This window comes from Pedobacter sp. JY14-1, assembly GCF_029269825.1.
Taxonomy (GTDB): domain Bacteria; phylum Bacteroidota; class Bacteroidia; order Sphingobacteriales; family Sphingobacteriaceae; genus Pedobacter.
In genome coordinates this window covers 759,422-778,816 of record NZ_JARJHU010000003.1, presented here as the reverse complement: position 1 = coordinate 778,816, position 19,395 = coordinate 759,422, and the positions used below count along the sequence as shown (strand labels likewise).

The window sequence follows — 19,395 nt, the reverse complement described above, 5'->3', positions numbered from 1 at the left end:
CTATGGCGTTTGATACCCATCTGGCAGACCGTATCCGCGAACTGCTCGAAGACCGTGAAGATGTTACCGAAAAGCTGATGTTCAGCGGAATTTGTTTTATGGTTAACGAAAAGATGTGCATCTGTGTGACCAGTTCCGGTCTTTTATGCCGCGTGGGGGCCCAGGAGGCCGTAAAAGCACTGGAAAGCGGCAACTGCAGGCAAATGATCAACAACGGCCGGGCCATGAAAGATTTCGTATACGTGGAAGATATCGATCTCAGAAACACTGCGCAATTGAGGTACTGGCTCGACCTCTGTCTGCAGTACAACCCCCTTGCCAGGGCCTCCAAAAAGAAAACAAAATAACCACTAGCTGGACAGGACAGTACAGGTTGCCTTTACCGTCAAATAAATGCATATTTATCTTCATTGGCCTGTCCAACACATAAGGCCTTGATTAACCAAATATAAACCTGGATTTATGGGAAAAGCACCTGCGTTTTGGCTATGGGATTTTTTCGGGCACCTGCACCCGCTGGCCGTACATTTTCCGGTAGCCCTGTTGCTCTTCGCCGCCTTGCTCGAACTTCTCACCCTGAAGAACTACCGTTCCGGGCTACGCCAGGGAATCAATGCACTCATCATAGCAGGCACAGTCTCCGCAACTGTTGCCGCAATTTTCGGCTGGCTGCTCTATTTTCACGGCGACTATAAGGGCAATACACTTAATCTGCATCTCTGGACCGGATTGTCTACAGCGCTGCTGGCCCTGATCACCTGGATCCTGATGGCCAGAGCCAACAGGCACCCTAGCGGCAAGGGTGCCGGCAGCTACCGCATATTTCTTTTTCTGACGGCCATCGGAGTGGCTGTCGCTGGGCACTTCGGCGCCAATCTTACCCATGGAAGCGATTTTGTTTCTTCAACCCTGCCCTGGAACAAACAGCGTGCGGACAGCACATCGGCCGGCAGTCCGGAGTTCATAGAGGTGAAAGCTATCCTTGCCCACAATTGTTACAAGTGTCACGGGCCTGACAAAGTAAAGGGCGACCTTCGGCTGGATGGCAGGCACGTTGCTTTTAAGGGTGGCGAAAACGGCCCGGTCATTATCCCCGGAGATCCTGCAAAAAGCGAGCTTTACCGGCGCATTGCTTTACCGGCAGGGCATAAAGACCTGATGCCCGCCAAGGAAAAGAAGCTCTCAGACAAAGACATCGCTACCATCATGAACTGGATTGCCAAGGGCGCCATCTGGCCCGAAGATGGCAGCAAACCGGCCAGCTTCAGGGTAGCCAAGCTCGAACCCAGGAATCCACCCCTGCCATCTGGCAACGCACAGCTGGTTAATCCTGTAGACCGCTGGACGGACCAGTATTTCCGTAAGGCTAAATTTGCCTGGCCTGAACCAGTAAGCGACCCCGTTTACCTGAAACGCATCTACCTGGACATCATCGGCCTGCTGCCCACACCCGCAGAACAGGACACTTTTATAAACGACAAAACACCGCAAAAACGAGAGGCATGGGTTAAAAAGCTGCTCAGCCGTAATGACGACTATGCACTGCACTGGCTCAGCTTCTGGAACGACGCGCTGAGGAACGACTATACCGGCACCGGTTACATTACAGGCGGCAGGTATAACATTACCGATTGGCTGTACCGGTCACTTCGCGATAATAAGCCTTACGACCAGTTTGTTCGCGAACTGATCAGCCCCAGCCCCGAATCACAGGGATTCGTTGCGGGCATCAAATGGCGGGGCGTAGTCAATGCCAGCCAGCGTACCGAAATGCAGGCCGCACAAAATGTATCGCAGGTCTTTCTGGGGCTCAATCTTAAATGCGCTTCCTGCCATAACAGTTTCATCAGTGATCTTAAACTTGAGGATGCTTATGCATTTGCCAACATCTTTGCAGACACCGCACTGGAAGTCAGCCGCTGCGAAAAGCCAACCGGTAAGTTTGTCGACGCCCGCATGCTGTGGAAGCAACTGGGCAATATCGACGCCAGGGCACCAGCAGCAGTAAAGCAAAGGCAACTGGCGGAAAACCTCACAAAACGCGAGGATGGCCGGTTATACCGCACCCTGGTGAACCGGGTATGGGCACAACTGATGGGCCGGGGGCTGGTAGAACCGGTGGATGTGATGGACAACGAACCCTGGCACCAGGACCTGCTCGACTGGATGGCCTTTAATTTTGCAGAGAATAAAGCCAACGTCAAAGACCTGATCGCCATGATCGTTACCTCCCGCACCTATCAGTTGCCATCGGTCGGGTATAAAGATGTGGCCCAGCTTGGCGACCAGAAATATCAGTTTAGGGGAATGGCGCGCAAACGCATGTCTGCCGAACAGTTTTCCGATGCAGTAAGCAGCATTGTGTTCCCCGTCTTTGCAGACTCGAACATAAGGTATAATCCATTTAGCGATGCCCGCTATACCAATTTCCGCCCTCAGTTCATCAGGGCCTCGCAGGTAGCCAACAATGGCTTCCTGACTGCCCTGGGCAGGCCGAGCAGGGAAACGGTAGTTACCAGCCGGGAGTCGCAGGCCAACTTGCTGCAGGCCCTGGAACTGACCAACGGAACGACCTTCAATACGACGCTGAAAAACGGGGCCCTGCAATGGGTTGGCCGGGGCACCGGCGGCGACCCGATAATCGCAGATCTTTACAAAAGGGCACTGGGCAGAAAGCCGAGTGCGGCAGAATGGAAGGCTGCCCGTAAGGTCATAGGCAACAAGCCCGGCACCGAAAATATACAGGATTTGTTCTGGGCCATACTGATGTTGCCGGAATTTCAAATCATTTACTGACATACCCAATGGTTGAACGTCAAAATCAAAAAGAAAGATGAGCTGGAACAGAAGAGATTTCTTAAAGAACACAAGTGCCGCCACACTGGCCGCACTTGCCGCAGGAAGCCCGCTGAGCAGTCTGCTTTCCGGCTGTGGCCGCAAGGGCAGCAACGCCACTGCCGATACCGTCATTTTGCTGTGGATGGCAGGCGGGATGGCACATACCGAAACCTTCGACCCAAAAAAGTACACGCCCTTCAGCAAAGGCATGGAAGCCAACAGTGTATTAAGCACTTTCAAATCTGTACCTACGGTGCTGGATGGCGTACATTTCTCTGAAGGACTGGAATCCATTGGCCAGGTGATGGACAGAGGCACCCTCATCCGCTCCTACGTAGCAGCCGATATGGGCCATATCCTGCACTCCAGGCACCAGTACCACTGGCATACCTGCTACAAACCCCCACAGTCTGTAGCCGCCCCGCACATGGGGTCCTGGATCGCGAAGGAACTTGGCCCGCTTAACCCGGTCATCCCCGCATTTATAGATATCGGTCAGCGCTTTACCGTCGGCGAAAGCGAAGAACTCAAAGCCTTTCATACTGCAGGCTTCCTGGGCAATGAATATGGCCCCTTCCTTATCCCCGATCCTTCTTCCGGGCTGGAAAGCGTAAAGCCTCCGGCCGGGATGTCGGCGTCGAGATTTGAAAAGCGCAACCATATCTATAACGAACTGATCAGTGGAAGTGCATTTGGCGAATTTGGCAGCGATTACCAGAAAGAGTCCCTGAAACGTTCGATGGAGCAAGCTTATATCCTGCTCAATTCCCCGGAAGCCAGGGCCTTCGACCTCAGCCAGGAGCCCAAAGAGGTCTATGACATTTACAATACCGGCAGGTTCGGGCTAGGTTGCCTCATGGCCAGGAGACTGGCAGAACAGGGTGCCCGCTTCATTAGTGTAACTACAGAATATGAGCCATTCAAAGGTTGGGATACGCACGACAACGGCCATACCCGCCTGTCCGACATGAAAAAGCAGATTGACGGGCCTGTCGCACAACTCATCAAAGACCTGGAAAAGACCGGCAGGCTAGACCGTACGCTGGTGATCCTCGCCAGTGAATTCAGCCGTGATATGATGGTAGAGGGCCGGCCGGATGCAAAGGTACAGGAACAGGTAGATCAGCCGGACATCATACAGGACATCAAGAACTACGGCATGCACCGTCACTTTACCGACGGCTGCTCCATCCTCATGTTCGGTGGCGGCATCAAAAAGGGCAGTGTCTACGGGAAAACCGCCGACGAGCGCCCCTGTAAGACGGTCGAGAACCCGATCGTTATCGACCAGGTGCACCAGAGCATTTACCACGCCCTGGGCATAGCGCCGGACACCAGCTATACGATCGAGAAGCGCCCGTTTTATACCACACCCGATGGGCTCGGCAAACCGGTAATGGAGCTTTTTACATGAAAAAGATGAACAATCACACCTGTTCCTAAGTTTATTCGCTTAAATTTGGGCTTATACAACAGGATTATATGCAAAAGGTTTACATGGGGGACGCGGGCCCGAAGGTATCGCCCGCGATATATGGATTCTACAGATGGGATGACGTACAGGACAGGGTTGAAGTGCTCAGAAAAACGGTACATCTTTGCCTGGAACTTGGCATCAACACCTTCGAGCATGGCGACAGCTATGGCTCTTATGAATGCGAGGAACTGTTCGGCAATCTGCTGAAGGAAGGCGGCATCAGGAGAGAGGAAGTCATCCTGTTCACCAAATGCGGACTCAGACAACCACATCCCCAAAACCCGGACATCAGGGTAAAACACTACGATACTTCTGCTGCGCATATCACCAGGAGCGTAGAGTCCTCACTGAGAAAACTGCGCACCGATTATATCGATATTTTCCTGCTTGATAAGCTTGACGCCATTTCCAACCTCGAGGAAACGGCGCTGACACTGGAAAAGCTGAAAGACTCGGGCAAAGTAAAAAGCCTGGGCGTGGCCAATTTCTCTGTCTTCCAGCACCAGCTGCTGGCTTCTTATCTGAGTAAACCCATTGTCACCAACCATATCGAACTGAACCTCCTGCGCACACAGGCACTGGATAACGGGCAGATTGACTACATTAAACAGCGCTATATGCGCCCGCTGGCCTATGCACCGCTGGCAGAGGGACGGATCGCCATCGGAACCGACAAGCAGGCGGTAAGAGTGCGTGAAAAACTGGAAGAACTCAGCACCAAATATCATGTCGATATTGAATCATTAGCAGTAGCCTGGCTGGTAAAACTGGGTGCCTTACCTTTGATCGGTACCACCAACGAGCAGCGCATCCGGAATGCCGTCAATGCCTTTACCATAGAACTTGATCACCAGGACTGGTACGACCTTTATAATACCTCGGTAGCCAACCTAGCATAACTTTATGGCACAGATCCTATTCATCGTACTGACTGTTTCCGCCGTTGCGCTGTTCAGCTACAACCTCAGGAAAATCATCCGGAACATCCGCCTGGGCAGACCGGCCAACCGTTCAGACCAGCCGCAGAAAAGATTCGCTACCATGCTCCGCGTAGCTTTCGGACAATCGAAGATGTTCTTCAGGCCGGTACCTGCTCTGTTGCACCTGTTTGTTTACGCTGGTTTTATCATCATCAATATCGAGGTTCTGGAAATCATGATCGACGGTATTTTTGGTACGCACCGGGTATTTGCCGGTCTGGGTGGCTTTTACAATTTTTTGATCGGTGCTTTTGAGCTGCTGGCCCTCAGTGTTTGGCTGGGCTGTGCAGTATTCCTGATCAGACGCAATATCATCAGGCTCAAAAGGTTCAGCGGAACAGAAATGACCAGCTGGCCAAAATCCGATGCCAATGCGATCCTGATCACCGAGATCCTGCTGATGACCGCGTTCCTGACCATGAATGCGGCAGACGCGAAATTACAGTCAATGGGAGCGGGACATTACATCACGGCAGGCGCATTTCCGGTCAGCCAGTTCCTGCTGCCTTTAATGCCCGGTTCCGAAAGTGCACTGGTCCTGATTGAAAGGGGTTGCTGGTGGTTCCACATCATCGGTATCCTGGCCTTTCTCAACTACCTCCCCTATTCCAAGCACCTGCACATCATTGCGGCGTTCCCCAACACCTATTTTTCAAATCTGGAGCCCAAAGGTGAATTTACCAATATGAAGAGCGTGACTAACGAAGTAAAGGCCATGCTCGATCCCGCTTATACCCCGGAAGAAACACAACCCGGCAGGTTTGGTGCAAAAGACGTTAACGATCTCAGCTGGGTCAACCTGATGAATGCCTATTCCTGCACCGAGTGCGGGCGCTGCACCTCGGTATGCCCCGCCAACATCACCGGAAAACTGCTGTCGCCGCGCAAGATCATGATGGACACACGCGATCGGATGGAACAGGTAGGCCGTAACATTGACAAGACCGGAAAAGGCTTCGAAGACGGGCGCTCCCTGCTGGATGACCACATCAGCCGGGAGGAGATCTGGGCCTGCACCAGCTGCAATGCCTGCGTCCAGGCCTGCCCGGTAAACATCGATCCGCTGGCCATCATTACTGAACTGAGAAGATATGCCGTTATGGAAGAGTCGCAGTCTCCGGCCAGCATCAGCGCCATGCTGGGCAATATTGAAAACAATGGCGCACCGTGGAAGTACTCCCCCGCAGACCGTTTCAACTGGGCTGGCGAAAACTAAAGAGAAAAATGAGCGAGAAACTGAATTTTGAAGTACCTACCATGGCACAAATGATGGCCAGGGGCGAAGAACCGGAAATCCTGTTCTGGGTAGGCTGCGCAGGCAGTTACGACGAACGTGCGCAAAAGATCACCCGCGACATCTGTAAGATACTGCACCATGTAGGCATCAAATATGCAGTGCTGGGCACCGAGGAGAGCTGTACCGGCGACCCGGCAAAACGTGCAGGAAATGAATTTCTCTTCCAGATGCAGGCTATGGCCAATATAGAATTGCTGAACGGCTATAACATCAAAAAAATCGTTACCGGCTGTCCGCACTGCTTCAACACCATAAAGAACGAATACCCGGGCCTGGGCGGAAGCTACGAGGTCATCCACCATACACAACTCATTCAGCAGCTCATCGATGAGGGCAAGCTGAAGGCCGAAGGCGGTGAAAGCTTCAAGGGCAGGAGGATCACTTATCATGATCCCTGTTACCTGGGCCGCGGCAACGGCGTTTACGAAGCTCCAAGAAAGGCGCTGGAAATTCTCGATGCCCAGCTGTTAGAAATGAAACGCTGCAAATCGGGAGGACTTTGCTGTGGTGCCGGAGGCGCCCAGATGTTCAAGGAACCCGAAAAAGGCCATAAAGACATCAATATTGAACGTATCGAAGAAGCACTTGAATTGCAGCCTGCTGTTATTGCCGCTGGTTGTCCCTTCTGCATGACCATGCTGCGTGACGGCGTAAAGCTGAAGGACCAGGAACAAAACGTACAGGTACTGGATATCGCCGAAATTACGGTAAAGGCCAATGGTCTCTAAACCACTCTATATCGCCTCCCTCAATTCCGGCAGCAACGGTAATTGCTATTACGTAGGTAACGATGATGAAGCTGTATTGATCGATGCGGGCCTTTCCTGCCGGGAAACGGAAAAACGCATGGCGAGGATCGGACTGTCCATGGGTAAGGTAAAAGCGGTCTTCATCTCCCATGAGCACACGGATCATATCAAGGGGCTATGCACCCTCTCTGCCAAATACAGCCTGCCCGTTTACATCACCGGGGGTACGCTCAACGGTTGCCGGTTCAACATCCGGCAGGACCTGGTCAGGCCGCTTTCCGGTCACCAGCAGGCCCAGGTCGGCCAGCTGACCATCAGCAGCTTCCCGAAGATACATGATGCCAGGGAACCCCATAGTTTTATGGTTTCCTGCGGCGCACTCAACATTGGGATCTTCACCGATATCGGCCATCCCTGCGAGCCGCTCGTCCATCATTTCAAACAATGCCATGCTGCCTTTCTGGAGGCCAATTATGACGATGAGCTGCTCAATAAAAGTGCATATCCCTATTTCCTGAAACAACGCATCAGAGGCGGGCGCGGACACCTCTCCAATGCCAAAGCGCTGGAACTGTTTACCACACACCGGCCACATTTCATGAGCCATCTGTTACTTGCCCACCTTTCCGCAGACAACAACTGTCCGGACCTGGTCAAGTCATTGTTCGACCTCCACAGCGGCAATACGGAGATCATCATCGCTTCGCGCTATAGCGAAACACCTGTTTTTACTATTTCTGCGCAAGCCGCTGAGCGTTCAGCCTGACCAGCCTTTCCGAAAGCGCCGTCAACTGTTCCGGCTCAATTTCCTTCAAAGGGATGGCCATGTAGCTGGCCATACTGTCTATATCCCCGCCCCTGCGGTCATGATAAGTCTGCACAATGACATCCTCGCCCTTTGTACGCAGGTACAGTACACCCTGCTTATCTGTTCCATAATAATCCATATCCCGGAACTTTTCGAGGTTAAAGGAAAAAAACTCTACCTTCCCATTGTCAAAATAACGCTTGTAACGGCAGAAGCCACTGTTGAGAACATTCAGCTCATACCGCCTGATCTGTCTTTTTCCCTGGGTACTGTCATGGTGTTCGGAAAGCAGCTGCCTGATAAATTCCGTCTGCTCATCCCTGAGACCAGCTTCAGAAAACGCGGCAAAAACCAGGGATACAGTTATAAAAAAGCACATTTTCAAATACAATGTAAACTTTCTCATCACGTTATTTATTTAGTCAAATCAAGATAATTAAATCCGTAATTTTGGACTATGAGTTTTTCTCCACAATCCAGGGTCTGGGTATACCAGAGTGACCGGGTGTTATCATCTGAAGAGACCGTTGCGATCCAGCATCTGTTAGATGAATTTGCTACACAATGGAAAGCACATGGCCATCAGCTTCAGGCAAAGGCACAGGTGTTGTACAACCTTTTCCTGGTGTTCACCGTCGACGAGGCCGCAGCGAATGTAACGGGCTGCTCGATAGATTCTTCCGTAAGGGTAGTCAAAGCGATCGAACAGCAGTATGGGATTGATCTTTTCAACCGTTTCAACCTGGCTTACAAGCAGGATGGCCAGGTGATTGTAGTCAATAAGGAAGATTTTGAGACATTGGTCAACATCAGGGCCATTGGTCCGGAAACCATTGTGTTCAACAACATGGTGCAGACACTAGCCGAGTTTGAAGCGAAATGGGAAGTCCCTTTTGAGCAAAGCTGGCACAGTAAAGTCTTTGCGCACCTGCTTTGAACCCAAGGTCAAAATACGCCGGTCGTTATCTGCGCAACAAAAACCACTTAAAAATCAAGTGGCCCCAACCTGCGCATATTGCGCATGATCAGGTATTTCCGGTGTAAGATGTATGGGGTTGCCTTCTCAGGTGTCCACCTCCTGGGATTTGGAAAACAAGCCGCGATCAGGGCCGCCTGAGATCTGCTCAATTTACGGCAGGATTTACCGTAATAGGCCTGGGAAGCCGCTTCCGCTCCATAGATCCCATCCCCCATTTCAATGACGTTCAGGTAAACCTCCAGTATCCTTTCCTTATTCCAGAAAATCTCAATCAGCATCGTAAAATAAGCCTCGAAACCTTTTCTGATCCAGGAACGGCCGGGCCACAGAAAGACGTTCTTGGCCGTCTGCTGCGATATGGTACTGCCGCCCTTAACCCGCTTTCCCTTCTGGTTCGACTGAAAAGCCTTTTCAATGGCCTTCACATCAAAACCCAGGTGTTTTAAGAACAGCTGGTCTTCCGCAGAAACAGCTGCCCGTTTCATATTGTCCGAAATGTCCTCAAAAGACACCCATTTCTTGTCTGTCTTAAAAGGCTTTCCCTCCGCCTTACGCTCAAAATTACGCTGTATCATCAGAAAGGTAACCGGGGGGTTAATAAAGCGGTAGGCGATTACCCACAACACAGTAGCAGAAACAAACCACAACAGTATCCTGCCAGCTATCCGGGCTATTTTCTTCAGCAGGGGCAACTGTAATACCCCCTTACTTTGTTTGCGCTTTTTCACCGTGCAAAGTTAAACTTTAACTACTTTCCTTTATCTGCCGGTGCATAAAAAAACGGCCTGCCGTTGTCGGCAGACCGTTTATATCTTTCATTTGTTAATTGCGATTACTCGGCAACTACCTCGAAAGGAACTTTCACCTTCACTTCTTTGTGCAGGTTCAGGTTAGCGACATACTCGCCCAGTACCTTAGGCTCAGTTTCGAAAGTAATACGGCGACGGTCAACATCAAAACCTTGTTGTTTCAGGGCTTCAGCGATCATGATGGTATTTACTGCACCAAAGATCTTTCCGCTCTCACCAGCTTTCGCACCGATGCTCAGCTTCACATCAGCAAGACGTGCAGCAACGCTCTCGGCATCTTTCTTGATTTTGTCTTGTTTAAAGGCTGCCTGTTTCAGGTTCTCCGCCAGTACTTTTTTAGCTGAAGGAGTAGCCAGTATAGCGAATCCCTGAGGGATCAGGTAATTACGGCCATAACCAGGCTTCACAGTTACGATATCGTCTTTCTCCCCTAGGGATTTAATATCTTGCTTTAAAATAATTTCCATCTCTCTCAGCTCCTATTTTAATTGGTCAGCAACAAAAGGTAACAAACCAATGTGACGTGCACGCTTAACTGCCTGTGCCACCTTGCGTTGGAATTTCAAAGAAGTACCGGTCAGACGACGTGGTAAAAGTTTACCCTGCTCGTTAACGAACTTCAGCAAAAAGTTTGCATCCTTATAATCAATGTACTTAATGCCATTTTTCTTGAAACGGCAATATTTCTTCCTGTTATCGTCCACTTTAGGAGCGGTAACATATTGTATCTGATCCTTTGCCATTATACTGCAGCCTCCTGTTTTGGTTTTTTGTTAAAAGCTCCGCTACGTTTTTTCTCGTTGTAGGCAACCGCATGACGGTCAAGCCTAACGGTCAGGAAACGCATCACGCGCTCGTCACGCTTCAGCTCCAGTTCCAGTTTACTAATCAATTCACCTGAGGCTTTGTACTCGGTAAGGTGAAAGAACCCGCTTGCTTTTTTAGCGATCGGGTACGCTAATTTTCTCAAACCCCAATTGTCTTCCTGGACAATTTCGGCTCCGCTGTCAGTGATGATCTTGGTGAATTTTGCAATCACCTCTTTGGCCACCTCTTCTGACAACAACGGGGTTAGAACGATAACAGTTTCGTACTGATTCATTGTTATAATTTAATTATTTATACATCCGCTTCGAATGCGGGATGCAAAAATAGCAATAAATTTCTAATAATCAAACGTATAATCAATTATAACCCTTAAAGAAATAAGAGAAGCCGAAAGTCGTTCTTGCAAACAACACACTGTAGCCACCGAAGGTGCGGATTTCTGCGGGAGCAATATAATTTGCCGACAACTCGAACCTCCGGGAAACCAGCACGCCTACCCGGCCGACAGCAGATACGGTGAATGGTTCAAGCTGGGTGTTTTCACTTTCAAACATCTCCGGGGCCGCAGCAGTCGCAGAAAAAAACCTTCCAACACGGTTATTGCGATAGTTCGTATAATTCACGACCCCACCCAGTCCAGCATAAATCCTCAGGGGACGGCTGGCATAAAAATGATAGATTACCTGCGGCATCACGGAAACGGTGCGTTCGTCAAAAGAATGAATATATTCCGATTTCCGGATCTCGTTTTTGCTGCTAAAATAGGCCAGTTCGGCCCTGAGCACTATTCTTTTCCGCTCAGCGTCCAGAAACAGATCACAGCCTGCGTTAAGCATTAATTCCGTGGATCTCTTTGTCCTGACGTCATCAGCACTAAGTATGTGGCTGCCTTTATAGCTCAGTTCAGCCACATTTATTCCGGCACCCGCAAAAAATGCAAACCTGGACGCCGTTTCCCGGGGAAGCCGCTGGCCATTAGCTGCAGCAACCACCTTGATCAGGTCACTGCCGTCATACCTGAGCACATCCAGTTTGGTAATGTCATATCTGTCTTCCACACCATTGGCGGTCATGGCATTCAATAGCTGCGTCCGGAAGCGGTAATCTCCCTTTACTTCATAACCGGTACCAGTCAGATACTGCGCGCGGAACAGTTCCACCGGTTCCTTGTCCAGGCTGCTTTGCAGGTAAAACCGCTCCTTGATCTCGTCGGTGTATGAGAAGAGCGTGAAAGGCTTTCCCCTTTGCAGAACCTTCAGAAATACCGTTTGCCTGCGGTATGAAGTATCCAGTCCCGGCCTCAGGTTGGAGGTGCGGGTATAGGCCTGGCTCACGTTCACTGTAAACCGTTCATAGTATGCCTTGCCGTCTACCCCGTAGCCCAGGCAATTTTCCAGATTATAGGTTTCCGCAGGGGCATCCTCATCTTTTTTAAACTTCAGTGATTCAGCAGTCTGGTATGTTCCCTTAAAATCTACATAGCCCTGTAACGTCTCCCCGGATACAGTAATGACATAACCCTTCAGGTAATTGGACTGCGCCGTACCCAGCAGCGGTGCCGCCAGGAACAACAAAAAAAGAAAGCGGTAAATCAGCGCTTTGCCGGAAAGCCACAGTTTCATATCAGCATTAATTTTAGATGCTGCGAAGATAAATGTTTTGTTTAATTTCGCCTAATGGAAAACTTTATCGTTTCTGCCCGTAAGTACCGCCCGGCAACGTTTGAGACTGTTGTGGGTCAGGGACATATCACAGGCACGCTAAAAAATGCCATCAAGAACAACCAGCTGGCACAGGCTTTCCTTTTCTGTGGCCCGCGCGGCGTAGGCAAGACTACCTGCGCACGCATCCTGGCCAAGACCATTAACTGTACAAGCCCTACGGCCGATATGGAAGCCTGCGGGACCTGTGAGTCCTGTATATCCTTTCAGACCGGTCATTCTTTCAACTTCCATGAACTCGATGCCGCTTCCAATAATTCTGTGGACGACATCAGGAGCCTCATCGAACAGGTCAGGATACCGCCCCAGGCCGGTAAATACAAGACCTACATCATCGATGAGGTGCATATGCTCTCGGCCAACGCCTTCAATGCTTTCCTGAAGACGCTGGAAGAACCACCTTCCTATGCCATCTTCATCCTGGCCACCACGGAGAAACATAAGATCCTGCCTACCATCCTGTCCCGCTGCCAGATATTCGACTTCAACCGCATACAGGTAGAGGACATCGCGGGACACCTAAGCCAGATCGCCAGCCGCGAAAATATCCAGGCAGAACCTGACGGACTGCACATTATCGCCCAGAAGGCAGACGGCGGCCTGCGTGACGCACTGTCTATGTTCGACCAGATCGTCAGCTTTACGAACCGGAACCTGACTTATAAGGCCGTGATCGAGAACCTCAACATTCTCGATTACGATTATTACTTCCGGCTTACTGATCAGCTTACCGGCGCCAATGTCAGTGAGGCCCTGCTGTTATTTGACGAAATACTGAACAATGGCTTCGATGGCAACAACTTCATTAACGGGCTGGCCAGCCATCTGCGTAACCTGCTCGTCGCCAAAGACCCTCAGACCACGCGTCTGCTTGAGGTGAGTGAAAACATCAGGCAAAAATACATCAGGCAAAGTCAGCAGGTACAGACCTCCTTTCTGCTGACGGCACTGAACCTGGCCAACCAGTGTGATCTCCACTACAAAAACAGCAAGAACCAGCGCCTGCAGGTGGAACTGTCGCTGATCAAGATGTGTCACATTCCATCGGTCATCCAGCTCGCACAGCAACCACATACACCAACTGACTCAGATCAGATTAAAAAAAAAACTAATCTGAGTTCCAACAGCCCCGTCACATCAGGACTGCCTGCTGAACCTGTGGTTCCTGGCCCGGGCCCTGATTTTGCAACCCCGCACCATGGGACAACGGCTGCCCCGGCAAATGAAAACCCAGATAACAACAAGCCTGATGCCGTACCTGTAAACCCTGCCCCTGCCGGGAAAATCGCCCTGACTCCAGTAACCCTTCCTAAAACCAGCCTGCTCATCCCCTCGCTTACCGATCTGGAAAGGGCTGCCGCCGGAGAAGACGAAGAACCTAAATACCTTACCGGAAACGACAAGGAACCCTTCACACAGGCGCAAATGGCCGAGCTGTGGAATGAATACGCGGAGCAGGCAAAGACAAACCACAGGATCAACGTATATACGCTGCTGAGCACTGCGGCCCCGCTGCTGGAAGCAGATGATGTCATCATCGCCCATGTAGAGCACAAGATACAGGAAACCCTGCTGCAGGAAGAAATGATTGAGCTGCTCAATTTCCTCAGGCCGCGCCTGAAGAACTTCAACATCACCATCCGGCCCCGGCAAATTGAACGCGAGGTCGTGAACCGCCTCTATACCAGCGGAGAGAAATACCAGTACCTCGTCGGGAAAAACCCCAAACTGGAAGAAATGCGCCGGCTGTTCAACCTGGATATCAATACCTAAGGCCTGTCATTGACCGGATATCCCTCTTCATCCAGGTCATCACGGTAATCTTCCGGTGTCCTGGACAAATATTCGTCCTCAGGGTCAACCGCTACACTCTCCCCATTGTCCACATGCATACCCAGGTCATCCAGCCTGTTTTCTGCAAGCTCATCTTTCCTGGCATATTCATCGCCGATATAAGGATTCTGCTCGTCATAGTCCGAGTTGTCATCGCCGCCGCTTGCCGCGGTGGTATCATAGGGAAGCGGATGGTCATAATCCTTATCTTCCCCTTTTACATCGAGTTCATAACTGTCCTTTTCCTCATCAAAAGACAACTCATTAAAGTCCTGGGTTTCGTCCAGGTTGTAGTCATGGATCTTATCCTGAGCCTTCCGGCCGTTGTTGCTGTTGGTTTCCATATTGTCAGAATTACATCCCTATAACCAATGCCTGCGGCGATTTGTTTGTAAACAAAAGACCCGGCTTATGGCCGGGTCTTCCTTATATTCCTGATTCGATTGGCTACAAATCTGCCAGGGCATTGTTCAGCGTTACGCTTGGGCGCATGGCAGCCGAAGTCTTTGTTTCATCCGGGTTATAATAACCGCCGATATCCTGCGGCTTACCCTGGGCAGCGATCAGTTCGGCAGCAATCTTCGCTTCATTTTCAGCCAGTACCTTCGCCAGCGGGGCAAACTTAGCCTGAAGTTCCGCATCCTTACTCTGGGCGGCCAACGCTTCTGCCCAGTATAATGCCAGGTAGAAATGCGAACCACGGTTATCAATCTGGCCTACCTTACGCGCAGGCGATTTGTCATTGGCAAGGAATTTCTCGGTTGCGGCATCCAGTGTTTCGGCCAGCACCAGCGCCTTCGCATTGCCCTGGGTCTGTCCCAGATGCTCCAGCGAAACCGCAAGGGCCAGGAACTCACCCAGCGAGTCCCAGCGCAGGTAACCTTCCTGTATAAACTGCTCCACATGCTTAGGCGCAGAACCCCCTGCCCCCGTTTCAAACAGGCCGCCTCCGTTCATCAAAGGCACAATAGACAGCATCTTCGCAGAAGTGCCCAGCTCCAGGATGGGGAACAAATCGGTCAGGTAATCACGCAATACATTGCCCGTTACCGAAATCGTATCCTCACCTTTGCGGATCCGCTCCAGTGAAAACTTCGTTGCCTCAACCGGTGACAGGATACGGATATCCAGCCCGTTGGTATCGAAATCAGGCAGGTATTTATTGACTTTCTTAATGATCTCGCGGTCATGTGCACGGTTCTCATCCAGCCAGAAAACCGCCGGAGTAGCAGACAGGCGCGCACGGTTTACCGCCAGCTTCACCCAGTCCTGTATCGGTGCATCCTTGGTCTGGCACATCCTGAAAATATCTCCCTGCGCAACCGGCTGCTCGAAGAACACCTTGCCGGAAGCATCCGTCACCCGGATCACACCCTTAGCCGCAGCCTGGAATGTCTTGTCATGGGAGCCGTATTCCTCTGCCTTCTGCGCCATCAGACCTACGTTGGGTACCGAGCCCATGGTCTTCACATCAAAAGCGCCGTGTGCCTTGCAATCTTCGATCGTAGCGGTATAGACTCCTGCATAATTGCGGTCCGGAATAACCGCGATCGTATCCTCAAGCTTGCCTTCCTTATTCCACATTTGTCCTGAAGACCGGATCATTGCCGGCATGGAAGCATCCACGATCACATCTGATGGCACATGCAGGTTGGTAATTCCCTTATCTGAGTTCACCATAGCCAGGTCAGGACCTGCAGCAATGGCCGCGTCGATCGCCGCCTTCACCTCAGCCTCCTGCGGATGCCCGGCAATTTTCGCATAGACGTCACCAAGACCGTTGCGGGTATCTACGTTCAATTCGCTAAAAAGCTGAGCATATTTTTCAAATACGTCAGCGAAGTATACCTCTACGATCGCACCGAAGATAATCGGGTCGGAAACCTTCATCATTGTTGCCTTCAGGTGAGCAGAAAGCAGTACGCCCTCTGCCTTGGCCGAAGCGATCGCATCAGCCACAAAAGCCTTCAGTGCAGACAGGCTCATCACCGAACTGTCGATCACCTCTCCTGCCTTCAGCGGGCTCAGTCCTTTCAGTTCCGTCACAGCACCATCTTCAGCCACAAACTCGATCTTAAACTGAGTCGCCGCTTCTACCGTCACCGACTTTTCAGAACCATAAAAATCACCTTCGCTCATGCTCAGCACACGCGTCTTAGACTCCGGAGACCAGGCCCCCATCGAATGCGGGTTTGCCTTCGCATAGTTCTTCACTGCCTTTGGCGCCCTGCGGTCAGAGTTACCTTCGCGCAGCACAGGGTTCACTGCCGATCCCAGTACCTTAGTGTATTTGGCCTTTATCTCTTTCTCTTCCGCAGTCTGTGCATCCTCCGGATAGTTTGGCACCGCAAATCCCTGCGCCTGCAATTCGGTTATCGCAGCTTTCAGCTGAGGGATAGAAGCAGAAATATTCGGCAGTTTGATGATATTGGCCTCCGGCGTAGTCGCCAGATTGCCCAGTTCCGTCAGTGCATCTCCAATCCGCTGGTCCTCCTTTAAAAACTCGGGGAAATTGGCCAGGATCCTTCCGGCAAGCGAAATGTCCCGTGTTTCCACATCGATCCCTGCAGATGCCGTAAAGGCCTGAACGATCGGCAATAAAGAATAAGTCGCCAGCATAGGCGCCTCATCGGTCTTGGTATAGATAATTTTTGATGTACCTGACATACTGAATACTAAATTATTAAGGTAAGTAATCAGGCAGGCCGCAGCAGCTGCCCGCCCGGGTTAAAAAACGCCTAAAGATATAACAAAATTTAACAACTGAAGCCATCCGGATAAATTCGGCACCTGGTGACGCCAGGGGTAAATTAACGGATACAGAAACAAAATTATGCCGCGAAATCTTAGCTTTGTTGAGCATGAGAATCTTTTTGACCTTCAGCATCGCCTTTGGTTTGACCTTCACCGTCAGCACACTGCTGGCCCAGAAAAGCAAGACGGATACCGCAACCCATCTGCAGGAAGTCATCATCCGGCCCTATTTCAGCCCCGTTTCCCTGCAAAGGGCCACCGGCAGCGTCGGCATTGCAGATACCACCGTGCTGGACAAGCAGCCCTCAACTTCGCTCGTCAGTACCCTGAATACCCTATCCGGTGTCCGCATGGAGGAACGTTCCCCCGGAAGCTACCGGCTCTCCATCAGGGGCAGTCTGCTCCGGTCGCCATTTGGCGTCCGTAACGTCAAGATCTATTTCGATGATTTCCCGCTCACAGATGCAGGCGGCAACAGCTATCTCAATGCACTGGATGTGTCCGGCACCACTGCGCTGCAGGTACTTAAAGGTCCCCAAAGCAGTATCTTCGGAGCCAATTCCGGCGGCGTCGTACTCGTCCAGCCGACCGGAAGCACCGGTTTCGGCCAGCCAGGGCAGCCTGGCAGCACACTTGCGCAGTTTTCCGCAGAAGGCGGCTCCTATGGCACGTTTCGGGAAAGCGCTTTCTTAAATCAGCAATACAGACGTTACCGTTTCAACATCACTCAGGCCTATCAACGCAGCGATGGCTACCGCGAACACAGCGCTATGGACCGGAAATACCTGCAAACTTTCCAGCAGTTCGATTACGCCACCAATGCCTCCTTAAAAGCCCTGCTTTTCTATTCTGATTTACACTACAATACACCAGGTGGTCTCACTGCAGCTCAGTTTACCGCCAATCCGCAGGCATCCAGGCCGTCCACCCCCGCCACCCGCAGCGCCATCGAGCAGCGGGCCGGCATTTACAGCAAGACATTCTACGCAGGGCTCTCCAATAACTGGGCCATCAGCGAGCACTTCCGTCATGTGCTTTCCGTTTATGGCAGTTATACCGATTTTAAAAACCCCTTCATTACCAATTACGAACACCGTATGGAGACCACGCTTGGGCTCCGATCCTACCTGGAATATGCCTTACAAACCACAAACGCCAGGTGGAAGGTCAATGCCGGTCTAGAAAGCATGACCACCGGCACCGGGTTCAACAACTATGACAACAACTTCGGCACCCCCGCAGCAGTTCAGGCAACTGATAAACTCCATGCAGACGCCAGCTTCGGCTTCCTGCAACTCACCGCAGACCTGTATGATAAACTGCTGATCGAACTGTCTGCAAGCCTGAACCTCTACGGCTACGATTACAAAAGTACCGCCCCGGTAGCGATTGCCCGTAAAACTGTAGCCTTTGACACCCAGCTGATGCCCCGCGCTGCGGTTTCCTACCTCATCAGCAACGCATTCTCCCTGCGGGCATCCGCAAGCAAAGGCTACTCGCCGCCCACCCTTGCCGAAGTGCGTGCTTCCAATAATGTGATCAACACCAGCCTTCAGCCCGAATACGGCTGGAGCTACGAGACAGGTTTCCGGCTGCAAACAATGGACGGCCGTTTCTTCGCCGATCTGAACGGCTTTCATTATCAGCTGCGCGATGCCATCGTCAGGCGGCTGGACCAGGCTGACCGGGAATACTTTATCAATGCCGGTGGCACCAGCCAGTGGGGCCTGGAAACCGGTATGTCTTACCAGCTGCTTCCACTGCGCGGCCAGGGCATCGTGAGAGGTTTTCTGCTGCGCAATGCCTATACCCTGAGCAGGTTCAGGTTTGGTGATTACGTAAGCGGCAACAACGACTATTCCGGAAACGCCCTGACCGGGGTACCGAGGACCGTAGTGGTCAGCAGCGCAGAACTGCAGCTACCCCATGCCGTATATGTCTTTTTCCAGCACAATTATACCTCCAGCATCCCGCTCAACGACGCCAATTCCGTTTATGCCCGCAAGTATCATTTGCTGCAGGCCAGGATCGGCTGGAAAAACCTGCGCATCGGGACCACCACACTTGAACTCTTTGCCGGTGGCGACAACCTGCTCAACCAGACTTACAGCCTGGGCAACGACTTGAATGCCGTGGGCAACCGCTATTTCAACGCCGCAGCAAAACGCAATTTCTACGGTGGACTGGCCGTAAAATTCAGGAAGTAAAATCTAAATGAGCTATTATCTGCTCCGGCTTTGCTACGGGTTTGCTTCGGCTTTACTACGGCTTTGACACGGTCCGGGCCGCAGCAAACGCATAGCAGTGCCCTTCCGGATCTCT

General features: G+C 51.4%; 18 protein-coding genes. 10 read left to right on the top strand and 8 right to left on the bottom strand.

Annotated features, from left to right (window positions below):
• Positions 1-2: 2 nt before the first annotated feature.
• The 7 genes from P2W84_RS09585 to P2W84_RS09555 all read left to right on the top strand — a co-directional run bounded on the left by P2W84_RS09585 (position 3) and on the right by P2W84_RS09555 (position 8,107).
• Positions 3-347: a TfoX/Sxy family protein gene (locus P2W84_RS09585; RefSeq protein WP_276089896.1), complete on the top strand. Its 345-nt coding sequence runs from the start codon at positions 3-5 to the stop codon at positions 345-347.
• Between the two features lie 115 nt (positions 348-462).
• On the top strand, positions 463-2,796 hold the full coding sequence (locus P2W84_RS09580) for a PSD1 and planctomycete cytochrome C domain-containing protein (protein ID WP_276089895.1): 2,334 nt from the start codon (positions 463-465) through the stop codon (positions 2,794-2,796).
• 37 nt (positions 2,797-2,833) lie between these two features.
• Positions 2,834-4,252 carry a DUF1501 domain-containing protein gene (locus P2W84_RS09575; RefSeq protein ID WP_276089894.1) on the top strand — a complete coding sequence of 473 codons (1,419 nt, stop codon included), beginning with the start codon at positions 2,834-2,836 and terminating at the stop codon, positions 4,250-4,252.
• Between the two features lie 68 nt (positions 4,253-4,320).
• Positions 4,321-5,214 carry an aldo/keto reductase gene (locus P2W84_RS09570; protein WP_276089893.1) on the top strand — a complete coding sequence of 298 codons (894 nt, stop codon included), beginning with the start codon at positions 4,321-4,323 and terminating at the stop codon, positions 5,212-5,214.
• A 4-nt stretch (positions 5,215-5,218) separates the two neighbouring features.
• Positions 5,219-6,511 carry a 4Fe-4S dicluster domain-containing protein gene (locus P2W84_RS09565; protein WP_276089892.1) on the top strand — a complete coding sequence of 431 codons (1,293 nt, stop codon included), beginning with the start codon at positions 5,219-5,221 and terminating at the stop codon, positions 6,509-6,511.
• An 8-nt stretch (positions 6,512-6,519) separates the two neighbouring features.
• Positions 6,520-7,320: a (Fe-S)-binding protein gene (locus P2W84_RS09560; RefSeq protein WP_276089891.1), complete on the top strand. Its 801-nt coding sequence runs from the start codon at positions 6,520-6,522 to the stop codon at positions 7,318-7,320.
• Complete coding sequence (locus tag P2W84_RS09555) at positions 7,310-8,107, top strand: MBL fold metallo-hydrolase (protein ID WP_276089890.1); 798 nt, start codon at positions 7,310-7,312, stop codon at positions 8,105-8,107. Before P2W84_RS09560 ends, P2W84_RS09555 begins: the two co-directional genes overlap by 11 nt.
• On the opposite strand, the gene P2W84_RS09550 is transcribed toward P2W84_RS09555, so the two are convergent.
• Entirely contained in the window at positions 8,073-8,555 is a 483-nt protein-coding gene (locus P2W84_RS09550) for a hypothetical protein (protein ID WP_276089889.1), read from the bottom strand. The genes P2W84_RS09555 and P2W84_RS09550 overlap by 35 nt on opposite strands.
• A gap of 51 nt (positions 8,556-8,606) precedes the next feature.
• On the opposite strand from P2W84_RS09550, the gene P2W84_RS09545 reads away from it, so the two are divergent.
• Positions 8,607-9,086, top strand: coding sequence for an ABC transporter ATPase (locus tag P2W84_RS09545; RefSeq protein WP_276089888.1), 480 nt, complete (start codon positions 8,607-8,609; stop codon positions 9,084-9,086).
• 47 nt (positions 9,087-9,133) lie between these two features.
• Here P2W84_RS09545 and mtgA read toward each other — a convergent pair whose 3' ends face one another.
• From mtgA to P2W84_RS09520, 5 genes are all read right to left on the bottom strand, one after another.
• Entirely contained in the window at positions 9,134-9,811 is a 678-nt protein-coding gene (gene mtgA / locus P2W84_RS09540; RefSeq protein WP_276090085.1) for a monofunctional biosynthetic peptidoglycan transglycosylase, read from the bottom strand.
• 149 nt (positions 9,812-9,960) lie between these two features.
• Positions 9,961-10,404, bottom strand: a complete 444-nt coding sequence (gene rplI / locus P2W84_RS09535) for a 50S ribosomal protein L9 (RefSeq protein ID WP_276089887.1) — start codon at positions 10,402-10,404, stop codon at positions 9,961-9,963.
• 12 nt (positions 10,405-10,416) lie between these two features.
• Positions 10,417-10,680: a 30S ribosomal protein S18 gene (rpsR, locus tag P2W84_RS09530; protein ID WP_276089886.1), complete on the bottom strand. Its 264-nt coding sequence runs from the start codon at positions 10,678-10,680 to the stop codon at positions 10,417-10,419.
• Positions 10,680-11,039: a 30S ribosomal protein S6 gene (gene rpsF, locus P2W84_RS09525; RefSeq protein WP_276089885.1), complete on the bottom strand. Its 360-nt coding sequence runs from the start codon at positions 11,037-11,039 to the stop codon at positions 10,680-10,682. Before rpsF ends, rpsR begins: the two co-directional genes overlap by 1 nt.
• 82 nt (positions 11,040-11,121) lie before the next feature.
• The gene (locus P2W84_RS09520) at positions 11,122-12,387 is read right to left on the bottom strand and encodes a hypothetical protein (protein WP_276089884.1); all 1,266 of its coding nucleotides are present in this window, start codon (positions 12,385-12,387) and stop codon (positions 11,122-11,124) included.
• Between the two features lie 54 nt (positions 12,388-12,441).
• Between P2W84_RS09520 and P2W84_RS09515 the strand changes: the two genes are divergently transcribed.
• Positions 12,442-14,259, top strand: a complete 1,818-nt coding sequence (locus P2W84_RS09515; protein WP_276089883.1) for a DNA polymerase III subunit gamma/tau — start codon at positions 12,442-12,444, stop codon at positions 14,257-14,259.
• Here P2W84_RS09515 and P2W84_RS09510 read toward each other — a convergent pair.
• Both P2W84_RS09510 and P2W84_RS09505 read right to left on the bottom strand, forming a co-directional pair.
• Positions 14,256-14,663: a hypothetical protein gene (locus P2W84_RS09510; RefSeq protein WP_276089882.1), complete on the bottom strand. Its 408-nt coding sequence runs from the start codon at positions 14,661-14,663 to the stop codon at positions 14,256-14,258. The genes P2W84_RS09515 and P2W84_RS09510 overlap by 4 nt on opposite strands.
• A 103-nt stretch (positions 14,664-14,766) precedes the next feature.
• Positions 14,767-16,986: an NADP-dependent isocitrate dehydrogenase gene (locus P2W84_RS09505; protein WP_276089881.1), complete on the bottom strand. Its 2,220-nt coding sequence runs from the start codon at positions 16,984-16,986 to the stop codon at positions 14,767-14,769.
• 194 nt (positions 16,987-17,180) lie between these two features.
• Here P2W84_RS09505 and P2W84_RS09500 point away from each other — a divergent pair, with 194 nt between their 5' ends.
• Positions 17,181-19,280, top strand: a complete 2,100-nt coding sequence (locus P2W84_RS09500) for a TonB-dependent receptor (RefSeq protein ID WP_276089880.1) — start codon at positions 17,181-17,183, stop codon at positions 19,278-19,280.
• Positions 19,281-19,395: the final 115 nt, after the last annotated feature.